The following is a 17,485-nucleotide window of genomic DNA, read 5'->3' as shown; positions in this document are numbered from 1 at the left end:
CCCGGCCGGGAGGACGCCGTCCAGAGGCTCAGCAGACCAGGGGAACCCCAGACGAAAGGCCGCAGTGCACACCGCAGTACCCAGCACCCCAGCCCGCCAGGAGCCCGTCAAGGTCAGCATCGTCGTCCCCACGTACAACACCGGGGAGACCGTCCTGACCGGCTTGCGCTCCTTCCTCGCGCAGACCATGCCCCGCTCCGAGTTCGAGATCATCTACGTGGACGACGAATCCAGCGACGACACCGTCGCACTGCTGGAGGCCGAGATAGCCGAGCAGGGCGCGCAGGCGACGGCGCGGGTGGTGCGGGCCGAGCACTCCGGCTGGCCCGGTCGCCCCCGCAACATCGGAACGGACCTGGCCAGAGGCGAGTTCGTGCACTACGTGGACGATGACGACCGGCTCGCGCCCGAGGCCCTTGAGCGGTTGTACGCGCGGGCGCGGGAGACCGGCGCCGACATCGTCATCGGCCGGATGGCCGGGCACGGACGGCAGGCGCCGCGTGCCCTGTTCGAGAAGCCGATGACCTCCTGCGACCTGCGCACCGACACCACGCTGCTGACCTCGATGACGGTGCACAAGCTCTTCCGCCGCGCCTTCCTGCGCGAGCACCGGCTGCGCTTCCCGGAGGGCAGAGTGCGGCTGGAGGACCATATGTTCACCCTGCGGGCCTTCCTCCTGACCGACCGGGTGGCCACGGTGCACGACTACACCTGCTACCACTGGGTGCGGCACAACGACGGCAAGCACAACGTCAGCTACCGGACCATCGATCCGCACCCCTACGTCGAGAGCATCCGCCGGGTCCTCGCCGTACTCGACGCGCCCGACACCCGGGTGCCGCCGGGCCGGCACCGGAACCGGCTGGTGGCCCGGTGGTACGGCAAGAAGGCGCTCGACCGTATCGCCGGTAAGCGGCTGCTGGACCAGCCCGAGCAGCGCAGGGCCGAGTGGATCGACGCCGTCGGCGCGCTGGCCGACGAACTGCCCCCGGAGACGGACACCGCCCTGCCCACCCGGCTGCGGATCGTCGCCGCCCTCGCCCGGCACGGCGACCGCGCGCTGCTGGAGGAGCAGGCACGTTTCGAGGCCGGGATCGTGTACCGGCCCCGGGTGGAATCGGCGTCGTGGCGGGAGGGACAGCTCACGGTCCGCTGCTCGACCTCCCTGGTACGGCGCGGAGGCGGCCGGGGGAGGGGGCGGGGCGCTGTTCCGCTGGTCTTCTCCCGCGACGGTGACCGTCTGCTGCTGCGGCTGCCGCCACGCGTCGCCGCGGTGGAACGGGCCGCCGCGCGGGCCGACTTCGCCAAGGCCGTACGGCGCAGCAACGTCCGCGGCCAGCTCCGGCACCGGGAGGGCGGCACCGTGCTGAACGTGCCGGCCACCTGGCGGGTGGCGGAGGTTCCGGTCGCGGTGGGCAGCGGTTCCGGGCCGGGAGGGTCAGGAGGGCCGGTGGGCCGGCTCCGGTCCGGATGCCGGAAGGCGGCGCGGAGGGCGTCGAAGGCGGTGTCGAGGGTGGTGCCGGAGCGGATGGCGGAGCGGTTGGCGGAGACGGTCACGAGGCGTGCGGCACGTCTGGCCGCGCGGCTGCGGGGCGCCGGCCGCCGTCAGGAGGATGTCCGTACGCTGCGCTTCGAGGCGGAGTTCACGATCGACCCCGCGACGGCCGACCACAGTGGTCCGCTGGCGCCCGGCACCTGGGACCTGTACTTCCAGCTGGGCTGCGGCGGGTGGCGCACCTCGCAGCCGCTGCGCGGCCACGCGATCGACGTACCGGAGGCCGCCGCCGGGGAGCCGGTGCCCCGCCAGGTGCGTCCTCCGCGGCAGCGCCGGGCACCCAGTTCGGCGGCCCGGACCTGACTTCCGGTAACGGGGTGCCCCTGCCTGTCGTTTGCGGGCTGCAGGTCGCGTCGTGGCTTGTGGGGGCACCTCCCGGCCGAAGGCTGGGGGAGCAGTTCCCCGCGCCCCTGACGGGGCGCGGGTCCCGTCCCCACCCGCTGCGAGCGCAGCCCCTCGGGGCCGCATCGGTCGACGCGGCCCCGAGGCAGCCCCCGGCTACCGCTTGCCGAGCAGCGTGTTCATCTGGGTGATCTCCGCGGTCTGGGAGTCGGCGATGTCCTTCGCCATGTCCTTCGCGGGCTTGTAGGCGCCCTTCTGCCGCTCGGTCCCGGCCATGGAGACGGCGCCCTTGTGGTGGGCGACCATCATGTTGAGGAAGGCGGTGTCGAACTCCTTGCCGGACAGCTTCTTCAGCTTGTCCATGTCCTTGGAGCTCATCATGCCGGGCATGTGGTGCTGCCCGTGATGGTCCATGCCCTCCATGCCGGAGTCCTTGGGCGGAACCTGCTCGCCCCAGGACTTCAGCCAGCCGGACATCTTCTTGATCTCGGGGCCCTGTGCCTTCTCTATGTCCGCCGAAAGCTTCTTCACCTTCGGCGAGGAGGCGCGGGAGGCGGCCAGTTCGGCCATCTCCACGGCCTGCCTGTGGTGCGGGATCATCCCCTTCGCGAAGGTCACGTCCGCGGCGTTGTGCTTGCCCTTCGCGGACGGGGACGAGGAAGAGCCCTTGTGGTGGTCGTTGCCGCCGCCACAGGCTGCGAGGACCAGCGCGGCGCCGGCTGTCATGGCTGCCGCCGCTGCGGTACGCGCGGTGAAACGGTGTGTGGTCATGGTGATGTCGCTCCTGCGTGTTGAAAGGAATCGGTTCGGCCGGGCAGCGCCGACCGCGGCCGGCGCCGTGTGGCGCGGCCTATATACGCAGGAGTTGGAGTTGCGCGAGCGAAGGCGGTGCCCGCTGCGTGGCGGTCGCCGGGCCGGAGCCGGTCACCGGCGTACCGCGGGTGACGTCCGCGTTTTCGTTCGCGGTGAGGTCGGCCGGCGGCGGGCTGCCGCTGACACCGCTCGCCGCACATGTCGCGTCGGCGTGGCCGAGGTGCCCGTCACCGTGGCCGTGGTCGTACGCCGGCTGATGGCAGCCGCCGTCCGCACCATGCGCCGTAGCGTTCCGTTCTTGCTGGTGTGCGACGCCGGCCTGGCCGTGCCCCGTCGAGGCGCCGCCGTGGTGAGCACCACCGAGAGTGGGCACCGGACCGAGGCCGTGCATGGCCAACAGCCCTGTCAGCACCACCAGGACCAGCAGCCACCCCGCGGACGCCCGGCAAGGCGGTCGGGTGTGGCGCGGACTGGTCATGGGCTCGATCCTAAAGCCTCGCCCCCGGCGCCCGATCACCGACGGGCAACGTCAACGGCCTCAGCACTCGATGCGCCCCGGCGGCGCAGGCCGATGACCGCGAACCGGCTCCGGCCGGGGGCTGAGAAAGGCGCGGTACGTGGTCCGCCCACGCGAGGTCGCCGGCCGGTACCAGGGTGGCGCCGGCGAGGGTCGCCGGCGTCACCCCTGTGAACGCCAGCACGTCCCGGTGCAGATGGGATTGGTCGGCGTAACCGCAGTCGGCCGCGACCCGGGCCGCCTCCTGGCCCATGGCCAGGAGGGTGGCGGCGCGGTCGAAGCGGACGAGTCGCACCGCACGCTTGGGCGGCAGCCCGATCTGCGCGTGGAAACGGGACCACAGCCGCTTGCGGCTCCAACCGAGTTCGGCGGCCAGCCCACCGACCCGTACGTGGTTGTGGCCCGCGACGATACGGTCCCAGGCCCAGGCAAGCTCCGGGTCGATGGTCGGCTGCTCGGCGGACATACGGGCCAGGAGCGCTTCGACCAGGGCGAAGCGCTCCTCCCAGGAAGCGGCCACGCCCAACTGTTCGGCGATGCGTGCTGTCCGCTGGTGGCCCCACAAGTCGGCGAGGGACACCACGGAGCCTTCCAGATCCGCCGGGCCCACGCCCAACACCGTTCGCGCGATCGCGGGGGACAGGCGCACCTGCAGCCACTCGACGTTCGCGGCCCGTATTCGCACCGCGCCTCCGGAGCCGAATCCGAGCCCGGTGACCAGGCTTTCCGCCTGCCGCCGCCCGGCGTCGTCGTAGATGACCGGCGCACCGTCGCCGCAGGCCAGCGCCAGCGTCACCACCGGATGCGGGTCGAGCCGGTGGTCGACCGGTGCCGGGCCGCGGTCGCGGAACCCGGACAGGACGACACCGGGCACGCGGCTGGGCCTGGCCGGGCGGACGAGGTCCCAGACGGCGGCATCGTCGCGCTCTCGCACGGCAACTGGCATGACCGCCATGCTACGGGGCCCGCTGACGGAAACATTTCTCCAATCCATCGGTCCGCACCGGCGGCGAAGGTGGGCGCATGCCTACCACCACAACCGCCCAACCGGGCGTGAGACGCCTGTTGCGCCCCTACGCGGGCGGCTTCGCCGCCGTCGTCATCCTGCAGGTCATCGGCGCCGTCGCCGGTCTCGTGCCGCTGCTCGCGGTCGTCGAGCTGGGCCGTACGCTGCTGGCGCCCGGCCCCGCCGACCACGGGCACGTCCGCGACGTCGTCATCGCGGGCGCGGCCGGGCTCTTCGTGCGGCTGCTGTTCACGGCCGCGTCGTCCGGCGTCGGGCACCTGCTCGACGGCCATGTGCAGTTGTCGTTGCGCCGGCAGCTGGCCGCGAGCCTGGGGCGGGTGCCGATCGGCTGGCTGTCCCGGCGGCGCGGCGGTGAGCTGGCGAAGCTGGTCGGGGAGGACGTCAGCGCGGTACATCCGGTCATCGCCCATACGCCCGGGGAGCTGGTGTCGGCGTTCGTGGTGCCGCTGGTCTCGCTGGTCTACCTCGTCACCGTGGACTGGCGGCTGACGCTGATCACGCTGATCCCGGTGCTGCTGGCTGTGGCGCTGGTGCCGCTGATGATGACGCCGGTCCGGCTGCGGGAGCAGAAGGAGTTCGACGCCGCGATGGGCCGGATCTCGGCCTCGGTCGTCGAATTCGTGCAGGGCATCGCGGTGGTCAAGGCGTTCGGCGGCGCCGACCGCGCGCACCGCGAGTTCCGTACCGCCGTGGACGACTTCACGCGCAGCTTCTACGCGATGGTGCGCGGCCTGTCCGGGGTCGCCGCGGGGATGCAGGTGGCGCTGTCGCCGCCGTTCGTGCTCCTGGCGGTGCTGATCGGTGGCGCGTACCGGGTCAGCGGTGGGCTCGCGCCGGCCGATCTGCTGCCCTTCCTGCTGCTCGGCCTGGGACTGACGGCTCCGGTTGCCGCGCTCGGGCACGGCTTCGACGATCTGCAGGCCGCGCGGCGCGCCCTCGGGCGGATCCGGGACGTACTCGCCGTGCAGGCGCTGCCCGAGCCCGCACAACCGGTCGCGCCGCGGGGGAACCGGGTGGAGCTGCGCGAGGTCCGCTTCGGTTACGAGGCCGACCGCGAAGTCCTGCGCGGCGTCGACCTCGTACTCGAACCGGGCACGGTGACCGCGGTCGTCGGGCCGTCGGGCAGCGGCAAGTCCACGCTGGTGCAGCTGCTTCCGCGGTTCTTCGACCCGGACCACGGCGCGGTGCTGCTCGGCGGCGTCGACCTGCGCGAGGTGGGCAGCCGAGAGCTGTACCGGAGGGTGTCGTTCGTCTTCCAGGACGTACGGCTGCTGCGCGCCTCGGTCGCCGACAACATCGCCCTGGCCGTACCGCACGCCGACCACGACGATGTGGTCCGCGCCGCCCGGCTGGCCAACATCCACGACCGGATCCTGGAGCTGCCGCGCGGCTACGACTCGGTGATCGGCGAGGACGCCCGGCTGTCCGGCGGCGAGGCGCAGCGGATCTCGATCGCCCGCGCGCTGCTCGCCGACGCCCCCGTGCTGGTCCTCGACGAGGCGACCGCCTTCGCCGACCCGCGGACCGAGGCGACGGTACGCGAGGCTCTCGCGCTGACCCGGGGCGAGCGGACGACGCTGGTCATCGCCCATCGGATGGAGACGATCGCCGATGCCGACACCGTCGTGATGCTGCGCGACGGGCAGATCGTCGAGCACGGCACACCTGCGGAACTGCTCGCACTGAAGGGGGAGTTCGCCGCGTTCTGGCAGCTCCACGCCGGTGTGACCGAAGGGGAGGAGACCCGATGATCACCACGCTGCTGCGCGTGCTCGGCCGCGAGTACGCCGGGCGGGTGCGCCGCACCGTCGCCCTCATGACCGCGACCGCCCTCGCCGAAGGACTGTCGTACGCCCTGCTGGTCCCCGTGCTGCGCGCGCTGTTCGGCGGCACGCCCGACGACGCCTGGCCCTGGCTGCTCGCCTTCGGCGCCGCGGTCGCGGGCTACGCCGTGCTGCGCTACGTCAGCGACCGGTCCGGCTTCCGCGCCGGGACCACGATGCTGCACGGCATGTACTACCGGCTCGGCGATCACCTCGCCCGGCTGCCCATCGGCTGGTACCGGCCGGGCCGCATCGGCGAGGTGTCGGTCCTGGCGAGCCAGGGCGTGCTGCAGGCGATGGGCGTGATCGCGCACCTGCTGGCGCCGTTCATCTCCGCCTGTGTGACGCCGCTGACGATCGTCGGAGTGATGCTCGCCTTCAACTGGCAGCTGGGCCTTGCCGCCTTGGCCGCCGTGCCCATCGTCGCCGTGATCCAGTTCCGTACGGCACGCGCCACCACCGCCACCGACGCCGAGCGCGTCGCCCGCGAGCGCGAGGCCACCGGCCGCGTCATCGAATACCTCCAGGCCCAGCCGGTGCTGCGGGCCGGCGGCCGCACGGCTGAGCGCTTCCAGCTGCTCGACGACTCCCTCGCCGACCAGCAGCTGGCCTCCCGCCGGGCCACGCTGTCGGCGCTGCCCGGCGTGCTGGGGCTGGCGGCCACCGTGCAGGCGGTGTTCACCGGGTTGCTCGCCCTGGGCGCGTACCTCGCTCTCGGCGGGGACATCGGCGCGGCCGAGGTCCTGGCCGTCCTGGTGCTCGCCGCCCGCTGCGCGGACCCGCTGCTGTCGCTCGCCGAGATCGGCGGAAGCCTGCGCGCCGCCCGCGCCGAGTTGGCGCGCCTCGACGACGTGCTGCACACCGAGCCGCTGCCGGAGCCCCGCGAACCGCTCCGACCGGCTGGCCACGACGTGGAGTTCGACTCCGTCACCTTCCGCCACGGCGGCCGCACCGTGGCCGACGCGGTGTCGCTGTCCGTACCGGAGGGGCAGCGGCTGGCCGTCGTCGGCCCGTCGGGCGCCGGCAAGAGCACGCTGCTGCAACTGCTCGCCCGCTTCTACGACGTGGATGCCGGCGCGGTGCGGGTGGGTGGCGTGGACGTACGGGAGATGGCGACGGCGGAGCTGATGTCGCGGATCGCCATCGTCTTCCAGGACGTCTATCTCTTCGACGGCACCATCGAGGACAACGTGCGCCTCGGCCGTCCGGACGCCACCGACGCCGAGGTGCGTGCTGCCGCCGCCGCGGCACTGCTGGACGAGGTGGTCGAGCGGCTGCCCGGCGGCTGGTCGGCGCACGTCGGCGAGGGCGGCGCGCTGCTGTCCGGCGGCGAGCGGCAGCGCGTCGCGATCGCACGGGCGCTGCTGAAGGACGCGCCCCTGGTGCTGCTCGACGAGGTGACCTCGGCCCTGGACCCGGTCAGCGAGGCCGCCGTGCACACCGGGATCGAGCGGCTGATGGCGGGCCGGACGGTGGTGATGGTCGCGCACCGGATGCGCACCGTCCGCCGGGCCGACCGGGTCGTCTTCCTGGACGGCGGCCGCGTCGTCGAGCAGGGCAGCCACGACGAACTGCTGCGGCGGGGCGGGCGTTACGCCGAGTACTGGAACCTCACGCTGTCACCGGCCGGCCCGGCGTCGGGTCCCAGCTGACGCCGAGCCTCGCACCACCGCGGGGCTGCCGCCTGGTCAAAGGCGGTGCGCTCAGCACTCGATGACGTTCACCGCGAGCCCGCCCCGCGCGGTCTCCTTGTACTTGACCTTCATATCGGCGCCGGTGTCGCGCATCGTCTTGATGGCTTTGTCGAGGGAGACATGGTGGCGGCCGTCGCCGCGCAGGGACATGCGGGCCGCGGTGACCGCCTTGACGGCGGCCATCCCGTTGCGCTCGATGCAGGGGATCTGGACCAGTCCGCCGACCGGGTCGCAGGTGAGGCCGAGGTTGTGTTCAATGCCGATCTCCGCGGCGTTCTCCACCTGTTCGGGGCTGCCGCCGAGGATCTCGGCGAGACCGCCGGCGGCCATGGAGCAGGCCGAGCCCACCTCGCCCTGGCAGCCCACCTCGGCGCCGGAGATGGAGGCGTTCTGCTTGAAGAGCATGCCGATGGCGCCCGCGGCCAGCAGGAAACGGACCACGGCGTCGTCGTCGGCGCCCGGCACGAAGTGGTGGGCGTAGTGCAGGACAGCGGGGATGATGCCCGCCGCGCCGTTGGTCGGCGCGGTCACCACCCGGCCGCCCGCCGCGTTCTCCTCGTTGACGGCCATGGCGTAGAGCGTCGTCCACTCCATGGCGTGCGCCTCGACCTGGCCCTCGGCCCGCAGTTGGCGTGCCGAGACGGCGGCGCGGCGGCGGACCTTGAGGCCGCCGGGCAGGATGCCCTCCTGGGCGAGGCCGCGCGCGACGCAGTCCTTCATGACCTGCCAGATCTCCAGCAGGCCCGCGCGGATCTCGTCCTCGGTGCGCCATGCCTTCTCGTTCTCCAGCATCAGCCGGGAGACCGACAGCCCGGTCTCCCGGGTGAGGCGCAGCAGTTCGTCGCCGGTGCGGAACGGGTGGCGCAGGACGGTGTCGTCCAGTTTGATGCGGTCCTCGCCGACCGCGTCCTCGTCCACGACGAAGCCGCCGCCCACCGAGTAGTAGGTCTTCTCCAACAGCGGCGTCCCGGCCTCGTCGTAGGCGAAGAGCGTCATGCCGTTGGCGTGGTACGGCAGGGAACGGCGCCGGTGCAGGATCAGCTGGGTGCGCTCGTCGAACGCGATCTCGTGCGCATCCCCTATCTCGGCGGCGAGCAGGCGCAGCCGGCCCTCCGCGCGGATGCGTGCCACCCGGTCGTCCGCCGTCTCGACGTCGACCGTGCGCGGGGACTCGCCCTCCAGGCCGAGCAGGACGGCCTTGGGGGTGCCGTGGCCGTGACCGGTCGCACCGAGGGAGCCGAACAGTTCGGCGCGTACGGAGGCGGTGTGCGCCAGCGCGCCCTCGTTCTTCAGCCGCCGTGCGAACATCCGGGCGGCGCGCATCGGGCCCACGGTGTGGGAGCTCGAGGGGCCGATGCCGATCGAGAAAAGGTCGAAGACCGAGATTGCCATGGTGCGGCTCCATGCCCGTGTGGGGCCAGTGGGTTGCGGTGCGGTGCGGTGCGGTGGCGCGGGCCGGGGTGGTGCGGACGCCGGAGGGGCTGACGCAGCCCCTCCGGCGCAAGGGCCTTACTTACCCAGGGTGGGGTACAGCGGGTGCTTCTCCGCAAGTGCGGTGACCCGCGCGGCGAGGGACTTGCCCTTGGTGTCGTCGAAGCCCGGCAGCAGCGCCTCGGCGATGATGTCGGCGACCTCGGTGAAGTCCTCGTCCTGGAACCCGCGGGTCGCCAGCGCGGGCGTCCCGATGCGCAGCCCCGAGGTCACCATCGGCGGCCGCGGGTCGTTGGGCACGGCGTTGCGGTTGACGGTGATGCCGATGTCGTGCAGCCGGTCCTCGGCCTGCTGGCCGTCCAGTTCACTGTTGCGCAGGTCCACCAGGACGAGGTGGACGTCCGTGCCGCCGGACAGTACGGAGACACCGGCCTCCACCGCGTCCGGCCGCAGCAGGCGCTCGGCGAGGATGCGCGAGCCGGAGAGCGTGCGCCGCTGCCGGTCCTTGAAGTCGTCGCTGGCGGCGACCTTGAAGGCGACGGCCTTCGCGGCGATCACATGCTCCAGCGGACCGCCCTGCTGGCCGGGGAAGACCGCGGAGTTGATCTTCTTGGCGTACTCCTTCTTCGACAGGATCACACCACCGCGCGGACCGCCCAGGGTCTTGTGCGTGGTGGTCGTGACGATGTCCGCGTACGGCACCGGGCTGGGGTGCAGTCCCGCCGCCACCAGCCCGGCGAAGTGCGCCATGTCCACCATCAGCAGGGCATCGACCTCGTCGGCGATCCGGCGGAAGGCGGCGAAGTCCAGCTGGCGGGGGTAGGCGGACCAGCCCGCGATGATCAGCTTGGGGCGGTGCTCCTTGGCCAGCCGCTCGACCTCGTCCATGTCGACCCGGCTGGTCTGCTCGTCGACCTTGTAGGCGACGACGTTGTAGAGCTTGCCGGAGAAGTTGATCTTCATGCCGTGGGTGAGGTGCCCACCGTGCGCCAGGTCCAGACCCAGGATGGTGTCGCCCGGCTTGAGCAGCGCGAACATCGCGGCGGCGTTCGCCTGGGCGCCGGAGTGCGGCTGTACGTTGGCGGCCTCGGCGCCGAACAGCGCCTTGACCCGCTCCCTGGCCAGGTTCTCGATCACGTCGACGTACTCGCAGCCGCCGTAGTAGCGGCGGCCGGGGTAGCCCTCGGCGTACTTGTTGGTGAGGACCGAACCCTGGGCCTCCATGGAGGCGACCGGAGCGAAGTTCTCCGAGGCGATCATCTCGAGGGTGGACTGCTGGCGGTGGAGTTCGGCGTCGACGGCGGCGGCGACGTCGGGGTCGACCTCGTGGAGAGAACCGTTCAGAAGCGACATGGAAGAACCGTCCCTGGGAAGTGGCGGCGGGGTGGGCAAGCGGCCTCGGGCGATCCGAGGCGGACCTCGGTCACCCGAGGCGGGCGCCTCAGCTGCCTGAGGCGAAAGCGGCGTACTCGTCGGCCGAGAGCAGGTCGTCCGGCACCTCGGAGACCTTCACCTTGAACAGCCAGCCGCCCTCGAACGGGGCGGAGTTCACCAGCGCCGGGTCGTCCACCACGTCCTGGTTGATCTCGGTGATCTCACCGGAGGCGGGGGAGTAGAGGTCGCTGACGGACTTGGTGGACTCCAGCTCGCCACAGGTCTCGCCCGCGGCGACGGTGTCGCCGACCTCGGGAAGCTGGACGAAGACGACGTCACCGAGCGCGTTGGCGGCGTGCTCGGTGATACCGACCGTCGAGACGCCGTCCTCGGCGTCCGACAGCCACTCGTGCTCCTTGCTGTAGCGGAGCTGCTGGGGGTTGCTCATGAGTCTGATTCTCCCGGATGCGAAAGGTGCAGTGAAAACGGTCTTGGCAGGTGGAACGGGGGGCTCGAACACGGCCCGCCGGTGGAGAGGGCTCAGTTCCCGCGGAGGGTTCAGCTCCTCTTGTAGAAGGGCAACGCCACGACCTCGTACGGCTCGTGGGAGCCCCGGATGTCCACGGCGACCCCCTTGGTGCCGGGTTCCGCGTGCGCCGCGTCCACATATGCCATGGCGATCGGCCTGCCCAGCGTCGGCGAGGGCGCGCCGGAGGTGATTTCGCCCACAACGGCGCCGTCGGCGACCACGGGGTAACCGGCCCGCGGTACCCGGCGCCCCTCGGCGATCAGTCCGACGAGCTTGCGCGGCGGTGCGCTCGCGGCGCGTTCCGCGGCCGCGGCCAGCGCGTCCCGCCCCACGAACCGGCCCTCGTTCGTGGTCTTCTCGAACTTGACGATCCGGCCCAGGCCCGCGTCGAACGGGGTCAGCGAGGTGGACAGCTCGTGCCCGTACAGCGGCATGCCCGCCTCCAGGCGCAGCGTGTCGCGGCAGCTGAGCCCGCACGGCACCAGGCCGGCGTCCTTGCCCGCCTCCGTCAGCGCTTCCCAGACCGCGACGGCGTCGTCGGGGGAGACGAACAGCTCGAATCCGTCCTCTCCCGTGTACCCCGTTCGGGCGATGAGCGCGGGCTTGCCGGCGACGATGTCGCGCACGCCCGCGTAGTAGCGCAGCCCGTCCACGTCGTAGTCGGTCAGCTTCTTGAGGATGCCCGCGGCGGCCGGGCCCTGGACCGCGATGAGCGCGTACTTGTCGCGGTCGTCCCGCACCTCGGCGCCGAAGCCGTCCTGCCGCTCGACCAGCGCGTCCAGGACGGTCTGCGCGTTGGCCGCGTTGGCGACGACCAGGTATTCCAGCTCGTCCTGCTCGCCCAGCCGGTAGACGATCAGGTCGTCCAGGATGCCGCCGTCCTCGTCGCAGATCATGGTGTAGCGGGCACGGCCCACGGCCAGCTTGGACAGATTGCCGACCAGCGCGTAGTCCAGCAGCTCGCCCGCCTGCGGTCCGGTGATGGTGATCTCTCCCATATGGGAGAGGTCGAAGAGACCGGCGGTCGAGCGGACCGCCAGATGTTCCTCGCGCTCGCTGCCGTAACGCAGCGGCATGTCCCAGCCCGCGAAGTCGGTCATGGTGGCGCCCAGCGCGCGGTGCGTGGCGTCCAGCGCGGTCTTCCGCGGAACGGCAGCCGTGTCGGCTGTGGTATTACCGGTGGCCGGTGGCTCAGTCATGCAGGCTCCCAGAGTCCCAATGAGTCCCCACAAGGGGTATGACGCGGATGTCCTCCCCATCTGTCATCGGAACCTGAGAGGTTCGCCGACAGCTCCCGAACGGCTGGAGCGCGGCTTGCACCTTGGGTGGGACCATCGCACCCCGCCAGGCGGGAACGCGACGGTCCGCTTTTCAGATCTGCCTAGCCTGCGCGGTAACGGGGCCTGAGAGATTCAAGGGAGGATCTTGCTCCTTCGGCGCCCCGACGTGCGATTGCGGTGCTGGCGTGCGATTGCTGCTGCCGCCTGCCGGGGACTCTCCCGCGCGGGTTCGAACGGCCGGTATGGAGTTGAGTGCGGACATCATCGCACGGGTGAGCGGGCCGTGGCTGCCCCTGAGCGCAAGCCCGTTCGCCTTGAATCACATTACCTTTTCTTTACATACTTGGGAGAGGCGGTGGCGGAGCCGCCGTCCGGGGAAGGGGAGATCCATTGAGCAGCCTGTGCGGCGCGGACGCGATGCCGAGGGGTGCGCGGGCGGGGCCCGCCGCCCGCACCGTGGTCCGCCACGACCTGCGCCGTACCGCCCGGGCGCGGACGCTGCGCTACCGCGCCGGAGACGTGGTGGTCGTCTCCGGACTGCCGGGCGGCGGCAAGTCCACCCTGATCAGGACCGCGGTTCCGGCTCGCGCCGATGTCATCCGGATCGACTCCCAGGACACCCGTGAGCGCTGGGAGAGGCGCATGCCGCGCTGGCTGCCGTACGGCGTCTACCGGCCGCTGGTACGGCTGGCGCACTACGCGGGGCTGCGCGCGGCCCTCGGCTCGGGGGCCGCGGTCGTGGTGCACGACTGCGGTACGCAGAGCTGGGTGCGCCGCTGGCTGGCCCGGGACGCGGTGCGACGGGGCCGGTCGCTGCATCTGCTGCTGCTCGACGTCTCGCCCGAGGACGCGCTGGCCGGGCAGACCGCGCGGGGCAGGCGGGTGTCCGGGTACGCCTTCCGCCGTCACCTGCGTGCCGTACGCAGACTGCGGTCGGCGGCCGAGGCGGGGCGGCTGCCGGCGGGCTGCGTCTCCTCGGTGCTGCTGGACCGGAGCGCGGCCCAGGCGCTGCGGTCCGTGCTCTTCGAGCGGCTGCCCGCTTCGGTGCCGATGGCGGTCTCCACGCATGTACGCCCGGTGCCCGCGCCCGCCACCCCGGGTCGGCCGGTGCCCGCGCCCGCTCCGGTGCCCGCTCCGACGACGCCTGCCCCGGTGGCGCCCGTGCCGCCCGCGCGGGCCGGGCCGGGCACACCGGCGGTCCCGCCGCCCGCGAGGGGCGACGGGACCGTGGACGAGGACACCTGTGGCCGGGCTCCCGGTGTGACCGGGGTCAGCGGCCCCCGTCCAGGATGAGCGGTTCCGGGATCAGTGCTTGGGGGCCAGTGCCTGCGGCGTGAGCCCCTGAGCCGGCTTCTCCGGGGCCTGCCCCTGCGCGGGGTGCTGGCCGGCCGGCTTCTCGGGCGTCGCGGCCTGGCCGGACTCACCGGGCTTCGCGGGCTTCGGCTCGGACGGCTGCTGCCCCGACGGCTTCTGCTGCTGCGGCTTTTCCGGCTGTGCCGGCTTCTGCCCCGTCGCGGGCTTGCCCTGGTCCAGCGGGTCGTCCTGCGGAACACCGGGCTTCGCCTGCGGTGCGGCAGGCTTCGCCTGCTGGCCCTGGGCGGGGTGCTGCGGCTGCGCGGGCTGCTGCTGCGCAGGCGGCTGCTCCTGGGCGTGGCCTCCCGACGGCTCCGGCTTGCCCTGCTCGGTCCCGGTGTCGTGGTCGGCGGGTTGGTGGACGCCGGGCCGGTGTCCCGGGGTGTTGTCCGCGGGCAGCGAGGAAGCCGCGGAGGAGGCCGCGCCCGCCACGCCGATGGCGAGCGAGCCGGCCAGGGAGACGGTGACGGCGGTGGCGGTGATTCTGTTCACGCGCATGTGCTCTCCTCCAATATCCGTGCCCCATGGCACGTAGTGGGACGGAAACCACTTTTCGGGCGATGAGTGGGGGCCGCAACCCGAGCGTCGCCGGATGTGTTCCCCCGCCCTCCCGCGAGGGACCGTGCGCGCCGCCCTCCGGGGTACCGTGCGCGCCTCCCTCCCGGGACCGGGCGCGGAGATCATGGATAGGCTTGTTCGTATGACAGTTCCCTCGCAGCCCCAGCCGCAGCAGCCGCAGCACTTCGGGCCCGGGCACGGGGGCGGCTGGCCCGGCAACGAGCTGGAGGAAGCCCTGGCCGCCTCGCTCCAGGTGCCGCACGCGGGCGCCCGGTTGCTGGAGGTGCTGGGCCGCAGCAGCGTCTGGGTCCCGCTCCCGGAGGGCGGCAGTCCGCAGAGCCGTGAACTGGACCTGCCCACCATCGAGTTGGACGGTGCGGTCTATGTGCCGGTCTTCAGCTCCGAGGAGCAGTTCCTGAACGTCGTCGGCTCGCACATGTCGTTCACCATCGCCCCGGCCAGGGAGTTCGCGCGCGGGCTGCCCCCGGGGGTGGGTATCGCCGTGAACCCGGAGGGGACGGTGGGGGTGCCGCTGCCCGCGGAGGCCGTCGCGGAGCTGTGCGGCAACACCCCGGCCGAGCAGGCCGTCGCGGGTGTGGCGCGAGGGGCGCGGGTGCGGCTGTTCGAGCCGGACTGGCAGGACGACCCGCTCTCCTTCCTCACCGCCGCCGCAGCCGAGTTCGCCGCGCTCCCGGCCGTGCGGACGGCCCGCCGGGGGCTGGCCAGCATGGAGGGCGATCCGCCCGCGCTGTTCATCGGGGTGGAACTCGATCTGCTGGACCCGGAGTCCCGGCAGGCGGCGCACGATGCGCTCGGCAGGGCGCTGCATCTGGCCCAGGTGCCCTGGCCGGTGCAGATGGTGCTGCTCGATGCGGCCGAGGACCCGGTGGTGGAGTGGATGCGGCAGTGCGTGCGCCCCTTCTACACCCGTGAGACCCACGTCTGAGGGTCGAATGGAGCCGAGCTGAGTACGAGTACTGATGTCCGGGCCCGCTCGTAAGCTGGTTGGATAGCGGTGAGGGGCGACGAGTCGGGCAGGAACGGCGGCAGTGGTGGAAGGGCGGCCCAGGTGAGCGCGGGTGGAAGCGTCGAGATGCTCCTGCGACGGGTGGCGCCCGGCGCGGTCGACAGCTACGAGACCTACGAGGCCCTGCTCCAGGCGCTCTCGGGCAGCCAGGTGTGGATGCTCCTGTGGAACGGCCGGCCCGGTTCCCCCGACGCCCAGTACGGCAACATGGAAGTGGCCGGGTACGGCTACGCGCCCTGTGTGACCTCGGCGCAGGAGCTGGCGGCCTCCGGCTGGAACCGCGCGCACGAGGTCGTCGGCGGCCGGGACATCGCCGCGGCGCTCTTTCCGGACCGCTGGGGAATCTGGCTGAATCCGCACGCTCCCGGCGGCGGTGTGGGCATTCCGTGGCTGGACCTGCGGCGGATCGCGGTCGGCCTCGAACAGCTTCCGGCCGGTCCGCTGCGGATCAGTGAACCCACCCTGGAGATCCCGCAGTTCTACGCACTGCTGACGCAGAACGCACACCACACACCCGTCGTCCGGTCGCTGCGCCGCGCCTGGGTCCGGCCCGCGCTGGGCGTTCCGTATCTGGCCATCGGGCTGGATCTCTACGACAACGGCCCGGCGTCGGTCGAAGCCGCGCGGCGGATGATGGCCCAGTCGGTCACCGCGGTCCCGGGCGGGCTTCCCGTCTCCAGCGTCGCCATGGCCGATGATTTCGACCCGGTGGCGATGTGGATGCGCAGTCAGTCCCGGCCTTTCTTCGACCGCGACGCACATGCTCCGGCAGGCTATGACGCGACCCGTCCGCCGGCTCCCGGCTTCGGTTACGGCTATCCGCGCCCCTTCTGAAACGGGGTCGGAATTCGGACGCCTTTTCGGCGCCGCAGACCGCCCAGATCTGGGCAAACTCCCAGGTCTCATACCGCTGAACGTCAATTTCCGTCCGCATAACGGAACATGACGCGTCACATCACAGTTGCGCATCCTTTCCCCGGGAGGTCTGGCGACTGATCGTGACCGCGATGAAGACTCCCGAGCCATAAGCCACCAGGAGGCCGATGTCCGGCCTTCCGACCGAACGGCTTGCGAACGTCTTCAGAATATTGACCGCTACAGCGGTGTGCGTGGACTGGTCAACTGCCGGTCGAGAAGGGGTCCCCAACACGATGACGGCACCACTGCACGAGGAAACGGCCGCGGGAACCGCGGTCGTGGAGCCGGCGCTCAACAAGGCCGAGAAGGCGATCGAGGGCCGCTCACTCGGCCGGATCGCCTGGGAGCGCCTCAAGCGTGACAAGGTGGCGCTGATCGGTGGCACGATCGTGCTGCTGCTGGTCCTGGTGGCGATCTTCGCACCGGCGATCGCGGCGCTGACCGGGCAGTCGCCGAACGAGCGGCACGAGGATCTGATCGACCCGCTCTTCAGCACCCCCAAGGGCGCACTCGGCGGTATTTCCGGTGACCACCTGCTGGGTGTGGAGCCGGTCAGCGGTCGCGACATCCTCACCCGCATCGTCTACGGGGCGCGTGTCTCGATCCTCGTCGGCTTCCTCTCGGCCTTCGTCGCCGTCATCTTCGGCACCATTCTCGGCACGCTCGCCGGGTACTTCGGCGGCTGGCTGGACGCGCTCATCAGCCGTGTGATGGACATGCTGCTGGCCTTCCCGCAGCTGCTGTTCATCATCTCGCTGATCTCCGTCATGCCGAACGACCTGTTCGGCCTGACCGGCACGGGCGTGCGGCTGCTGGTGATGATCCTGGTCATCGGCTTCTTCGGCTGGCCGTACATCGGCCGCATCGTGCGCGGCCAGGTGCTCTCGCTGCGCGAGCGGGAGTACATCGAGGCGGCCCGCAGCCTGGGCGCCGGGCGCGGCTACATCATCGGCAAGGAGCTGCTGCCCAACCTGGTGGCGCCGATCACCGTCTACATGACGCTGATGATCCCGACCAACATCCTCACCGAGGCCGCGCTCAGCTTCCTCGGCGTGGGCGTCAAGCCGCCGACCGCCTCCTGGGGCTCGATGCTCTCCGACGCCGTGACGTACTACGAGTCCGACCCGATGTACATGATCATCCCCGGCGTCGCCATCTTCATCACGGTGCTCGCCTTCAACCTCTTCGGTGACGGCGTACGCGACGCACTGGATCCGAAGGGCACCCGTTGATCCCCCATCCCA

At 71.6% G+C, this 17,485-nt stretch carries 14 protein-coding genes, 1 pseudogene and 1 riboswitch; of the genes and pseudogenes, 7 read left to right on the top strand and 8 right to left on the bottom strand.

The genetic code is table 11. The annotated features are described in order from the left end of the window. Positions 1 to 64: 64 nt before the first annotated feature. Positions 65 to 1,858, top strand: coding sequence for a glycosyltransferase family 2 protein (locus tag ACQEU8_RS10895; RefSeq protein ID WP_433099309.1), 1,794 nt, complete (start codon positions 65 to 67; stop codon positions 1,856 to 1,858). Positions 1,859 to 2,053: 195 nt separating this feature from the next. Here the strand turns inward: ACQEU8_RS10895 and ACQEU8_RS10890 are convergent, their stop codons facing one another. The 3 genes from ACQEU8_RS10890 to ACQEU8_RS10880 form a co-directional block, all read right to left on the bottom strand. Next, a complete protein-coding gene (locus tag ACQEU8_RS10890; RefSeq protein ID WP_433099307.1) occupies positions 2,054 to 2,668 on the bottom strand; it encodes a DUF305 domain-containing protein in 615 nt (204 codons plus the stop codon). A gap of 79 nt (positions 2,669 to 2,747) precedes the next feature. After that, positions 2,748 to 3,188, bottom strand: a complete 441-nt coding sequence (locus ACQEU8_RS10885) for a DUF6153 family protein (RefSeq protein ID WP_433099305.1) — start codon at positions 3,186 to 3,188, stop codon at positions 2,748 to 2,750. A 10-nt stretch (positions 3,189 to 3,198) separates the two neighbouring features. Continuing rightward, a complete protein-coding gene (locus ACQEU8_RS10880) occupies positions 3,199 to 4,173 on the bottom strand; it encodes a helix-turn-helix domain-containing protein (protein WP_433099303.1) in 975 nt (324 codons plus the stop codon). 77 nt (positions 4,174 to 4,250) lie between these two features. On the opposite strand from ACQEU8_RS10880, the gene ACQEU8_RS10875 reads away from it, so the two are divergent. Further along, positions 4,251 to 6,005 (top strand): ABC transporter ATP-binding protein, encoded by a 1,755-nt coding sequence (locus ACQEU8_RS10875; protein WP_433099301.1) that lies wholly within the window; start codon positions 4,251 to 4,253, stop codon positions 6,003 to 6,005. Next, a complete protein-coding gene (locus tag ACQEU8_RS10870; RefSeq protein WP_433099299.1) occupies positions 6,002 to 7,729 on the top strand; it encodes an ABC transporter ATP-binding protein in 1,728 nt (575 codons plus the stop codon). Before ACQEU8_RS10875 ends, ACQEU8_RS10870 begins: the two co-directional genes overlap by 4 nt. 51 nt (positions 7,730 to 7,780) lie before the next feature. On the opposite strand, the gene ACQEU8_RS10865 is transcribed toward ACQEU8_RS10870, so the two are convergent. The 4 genes from ACQEU8_RS10865 to gcvT all read right to left on the bottom strand — a co-directional run bounded on the left by ACQEU8_RS10865 (position 7,781) and on the right by gcvT (position 12,304). Further along, entirely contained in the window at positions 7,781 to 9,163 is a 1,383-nt protein-coding gene (locus ACQEU8_RS10865) for an L-serine ammonia-lyase (protein ID WP_433099297.1), read from the bottom strand. A gap of 117 nt (positions 9,164 to 9,280) precedes the next feature. After that, positions 9,281 to 10,555 (bottom strand): serine hydroxymethyltransferase, encoded by a 1,275-nt coding sequence (glyA, locus tag ACQEU8_RS10860; protein ID WP_433099295.1) that lies wholly within the window; start codon positions 10,553 to 10,555, stop codon positions 9,281 to 9,283. Between the two features lie 88 nt (positions 10,556 to 10,643). Next, complete coding sequence (gcvH, locus tag ACQEU8_RS10855; protein WP_433099293.1) at positions 10,644 to 11,024, bottom strand: glycine cleavage system protein GcvH; 381 nt, start codon at positions 11,022 to 11,024, stop codon at positions 10,644 to 10,646. Between the two features lie 110 nt (positions 11,025 to 11,134). Further along, entirely contained in the window at positions 11,135 to 12,304 is a 1,170-nt protein-coding gene (gene gcvT / locus ACQEU8_RS10850) for a glycine cleavage system aminomethyltransferase GcvT (protein ID WP_433099291.1), read from the bottom strand. Positions 12,305 to 12,486: 182 nt separating this feature from the next. Further along, positions 12,487 to 12,617: riboswitch (glycine riboswitch) on the bottom strand. A 185-nt stretch (positions 12,618 to 12,802) separates the two neighbouring features. Between gcvT and ACQEU8_RS10845 the strand changes: the two are divergent. Beyond that, positions 12,803 to 13,417 (top strand): annotated as a pseudogene (locus ACQEU8_RS10845) (AAA family ATPase); the annotation flags it as partial. 273 nt (positions 13,418 to 13,690) lie between these two features. Here the strand turns inward: ACQEU8_RS10845 and ACQEU8_RS10840 are convergent. Continuing rightward, positions 13,691 to 14,236, bottom strand: coding sequence for a hypothetical protein (locus ACQEU8_RS10840; protein WP_433099289.1), 546 nt, complete (start codon positions 14,234 to 14,236; stop codon positions 13,691 to 13,693). Positions 14,237 to 14,438: 202 nt separating this feature from the next. Here ACQEU8_RS10840 and ACQEU8_RS10835 point away from each other — a divergent pair, with 202 nt between their 5' ends. The 3 genes from ACQEU8_RS10835 (at position 14,439) to ACQEU8_RS10825 (ending at position 17,473) form a co-directional block, all read left to right on the top strand. Then, positions 14,439 to 15,242: an enhanced serine sensitivity protein SseB C-terminal domain-containing protein gene (locus ACQEU8_RS10835; protein ID WP_433099287.1), complete on the top strand. Its 804-nt coding sequence runs from the start codon at positions 14,439 to 14,441 to the stop codon at positions 15,240 to 15,242. A 123-nt stretch (positions 15,243 to 15,365) separates the two neighbouring features. Beyond that, a complete protein-coding gene (locus ACQEU8_RS10830; protein WP_433099285.1) occupies positions 15,366 to 16,157 on the top strand; it encodes an enhanced serine sensitivity protein SseB C-terminal domain-containing protein in 792 nt (263 codons plus the stop codon). Positions 16,158 to 16,474: 317 nt separating this feature from the next. Continuing rightward, positions 16,475 to 17,473 carry an ABC transporter permease gene (locus ACQEU8_RS10825; protein WP_433099283.1) on the top strand — a complete coding sequence of 333 codons (999 nt, stop codon included), beginning with the start codon at positions 16,475 to 16,477 and terminating at the stop codon, positions 17,471 to 17,473. Positions 17,474 to 17,485: the final 12 nt, after the last annotated feature.

Source organism: Streptomyces sp. CA-250714, assembly GCF_050936705.1.
In the GTDB taxonomy this organism is placed as follows: Bacteria; Actinomycetota; Actinomycetes; order Streptomycetales; family Streptomycetaceae; genus Streptomyces.
This window is presented reverse-complemented; position numbering and strand designations above follow the sequence as displayed.

What these genes read in the sequence shown, in the direction of transcription:
- ACQEU8_RS10870 (WP_433099299.1), top strand. Translation starts at nt 6,002, where the DNA reads ATGATCACCACGCTGCTGCGCGTGCTCGGCCGCGAGTACGCCGGGCGG.
- gcvH (WP_433099293.1), bottom strand. Translation starts at nt 11,024, where the DNA reads ATGAGCAACCCCCAGCAGCTCCGCTACAGCAAGGAGCACGAGTGGCTG.
- ACQEU8_RS10880 (WP_433099303.1), bottom strand. Translation starts at nt 4,173, where the DNA reads ATGCCAGTTGCCGTGCGAGAGCGCGACGATGCCGCCGTCTGGGACCTC.
- ACQEU8_RS10865 (WP_433099297.1), bottom strand. Translation starts at nt 9,163, where the DNA reads ATGGCAATCTCGGTCTTCGACCTTTTCTCGATCGGCATCGGCCCCTCG.
- gcvT (WP_433099291.1), bottom strand. Translation starts at nt 12,304, where the DNA reads ATGACTGAGCCACCGGCCACCGGTAATACCACAGCCGACACGGCTGCC.
- ACQEU8_RS10840 (WP_433099289.1), bottom strand. Translation starts at nt 14,236, where the DNA reads ATGCGCGTGAACAGAATCACCGCCACCGCCGTCACCGTCTCCCTGGCC.
- ACQEU8_RS10835 (WP_433099287.1), top strand. Translation starts at nt 14,439, where the DNA reads ATGACAGTTCCCTCGCAGCCCCAGCCGCAGCAGCCGCAGCACTTCGGG.
- ACQEU8_RS10875 (WP_433099301.1), top strand. Translation starts at nt 4,251, where the DNA reads ATGCCTACCACCACAACCGCCCAACCGGGCGTGAGACGCCTGTTGCGC.
- ACQEU8_RS10825 (WP_433099283.1), top strand. Translation starts at nt 16,475, where the DNA reads ATGACGGCACCACTGCACGAGGAAACGGCCGCGGGAACCGCGGTCGTG.
- glyA (WP_433099295.1), bottom strand. Translation starts at nt 10,555, where the DNA reads ATGTCGCTTCTGAACGGTTCTCTCCACGAGGTCGACCCCGACGTCGCC.
- ACQEU8_RS10890 (WP_433099307.1), bottom strand. Translation starts at nt 2,668, where the DNA reads ATGACCACACACCGTTTCACCGCGCGTACCGCAGCGGCGGCAGCCATG.
- ACQEU8_RS10885 (WP_433099305.1), bottom strand. Translation starts at nt 3,188, where the DNA reads ATGACCAGTCCGCGCCACACCCGACCGCCTTGCCGGGCGTCCGCGGGG.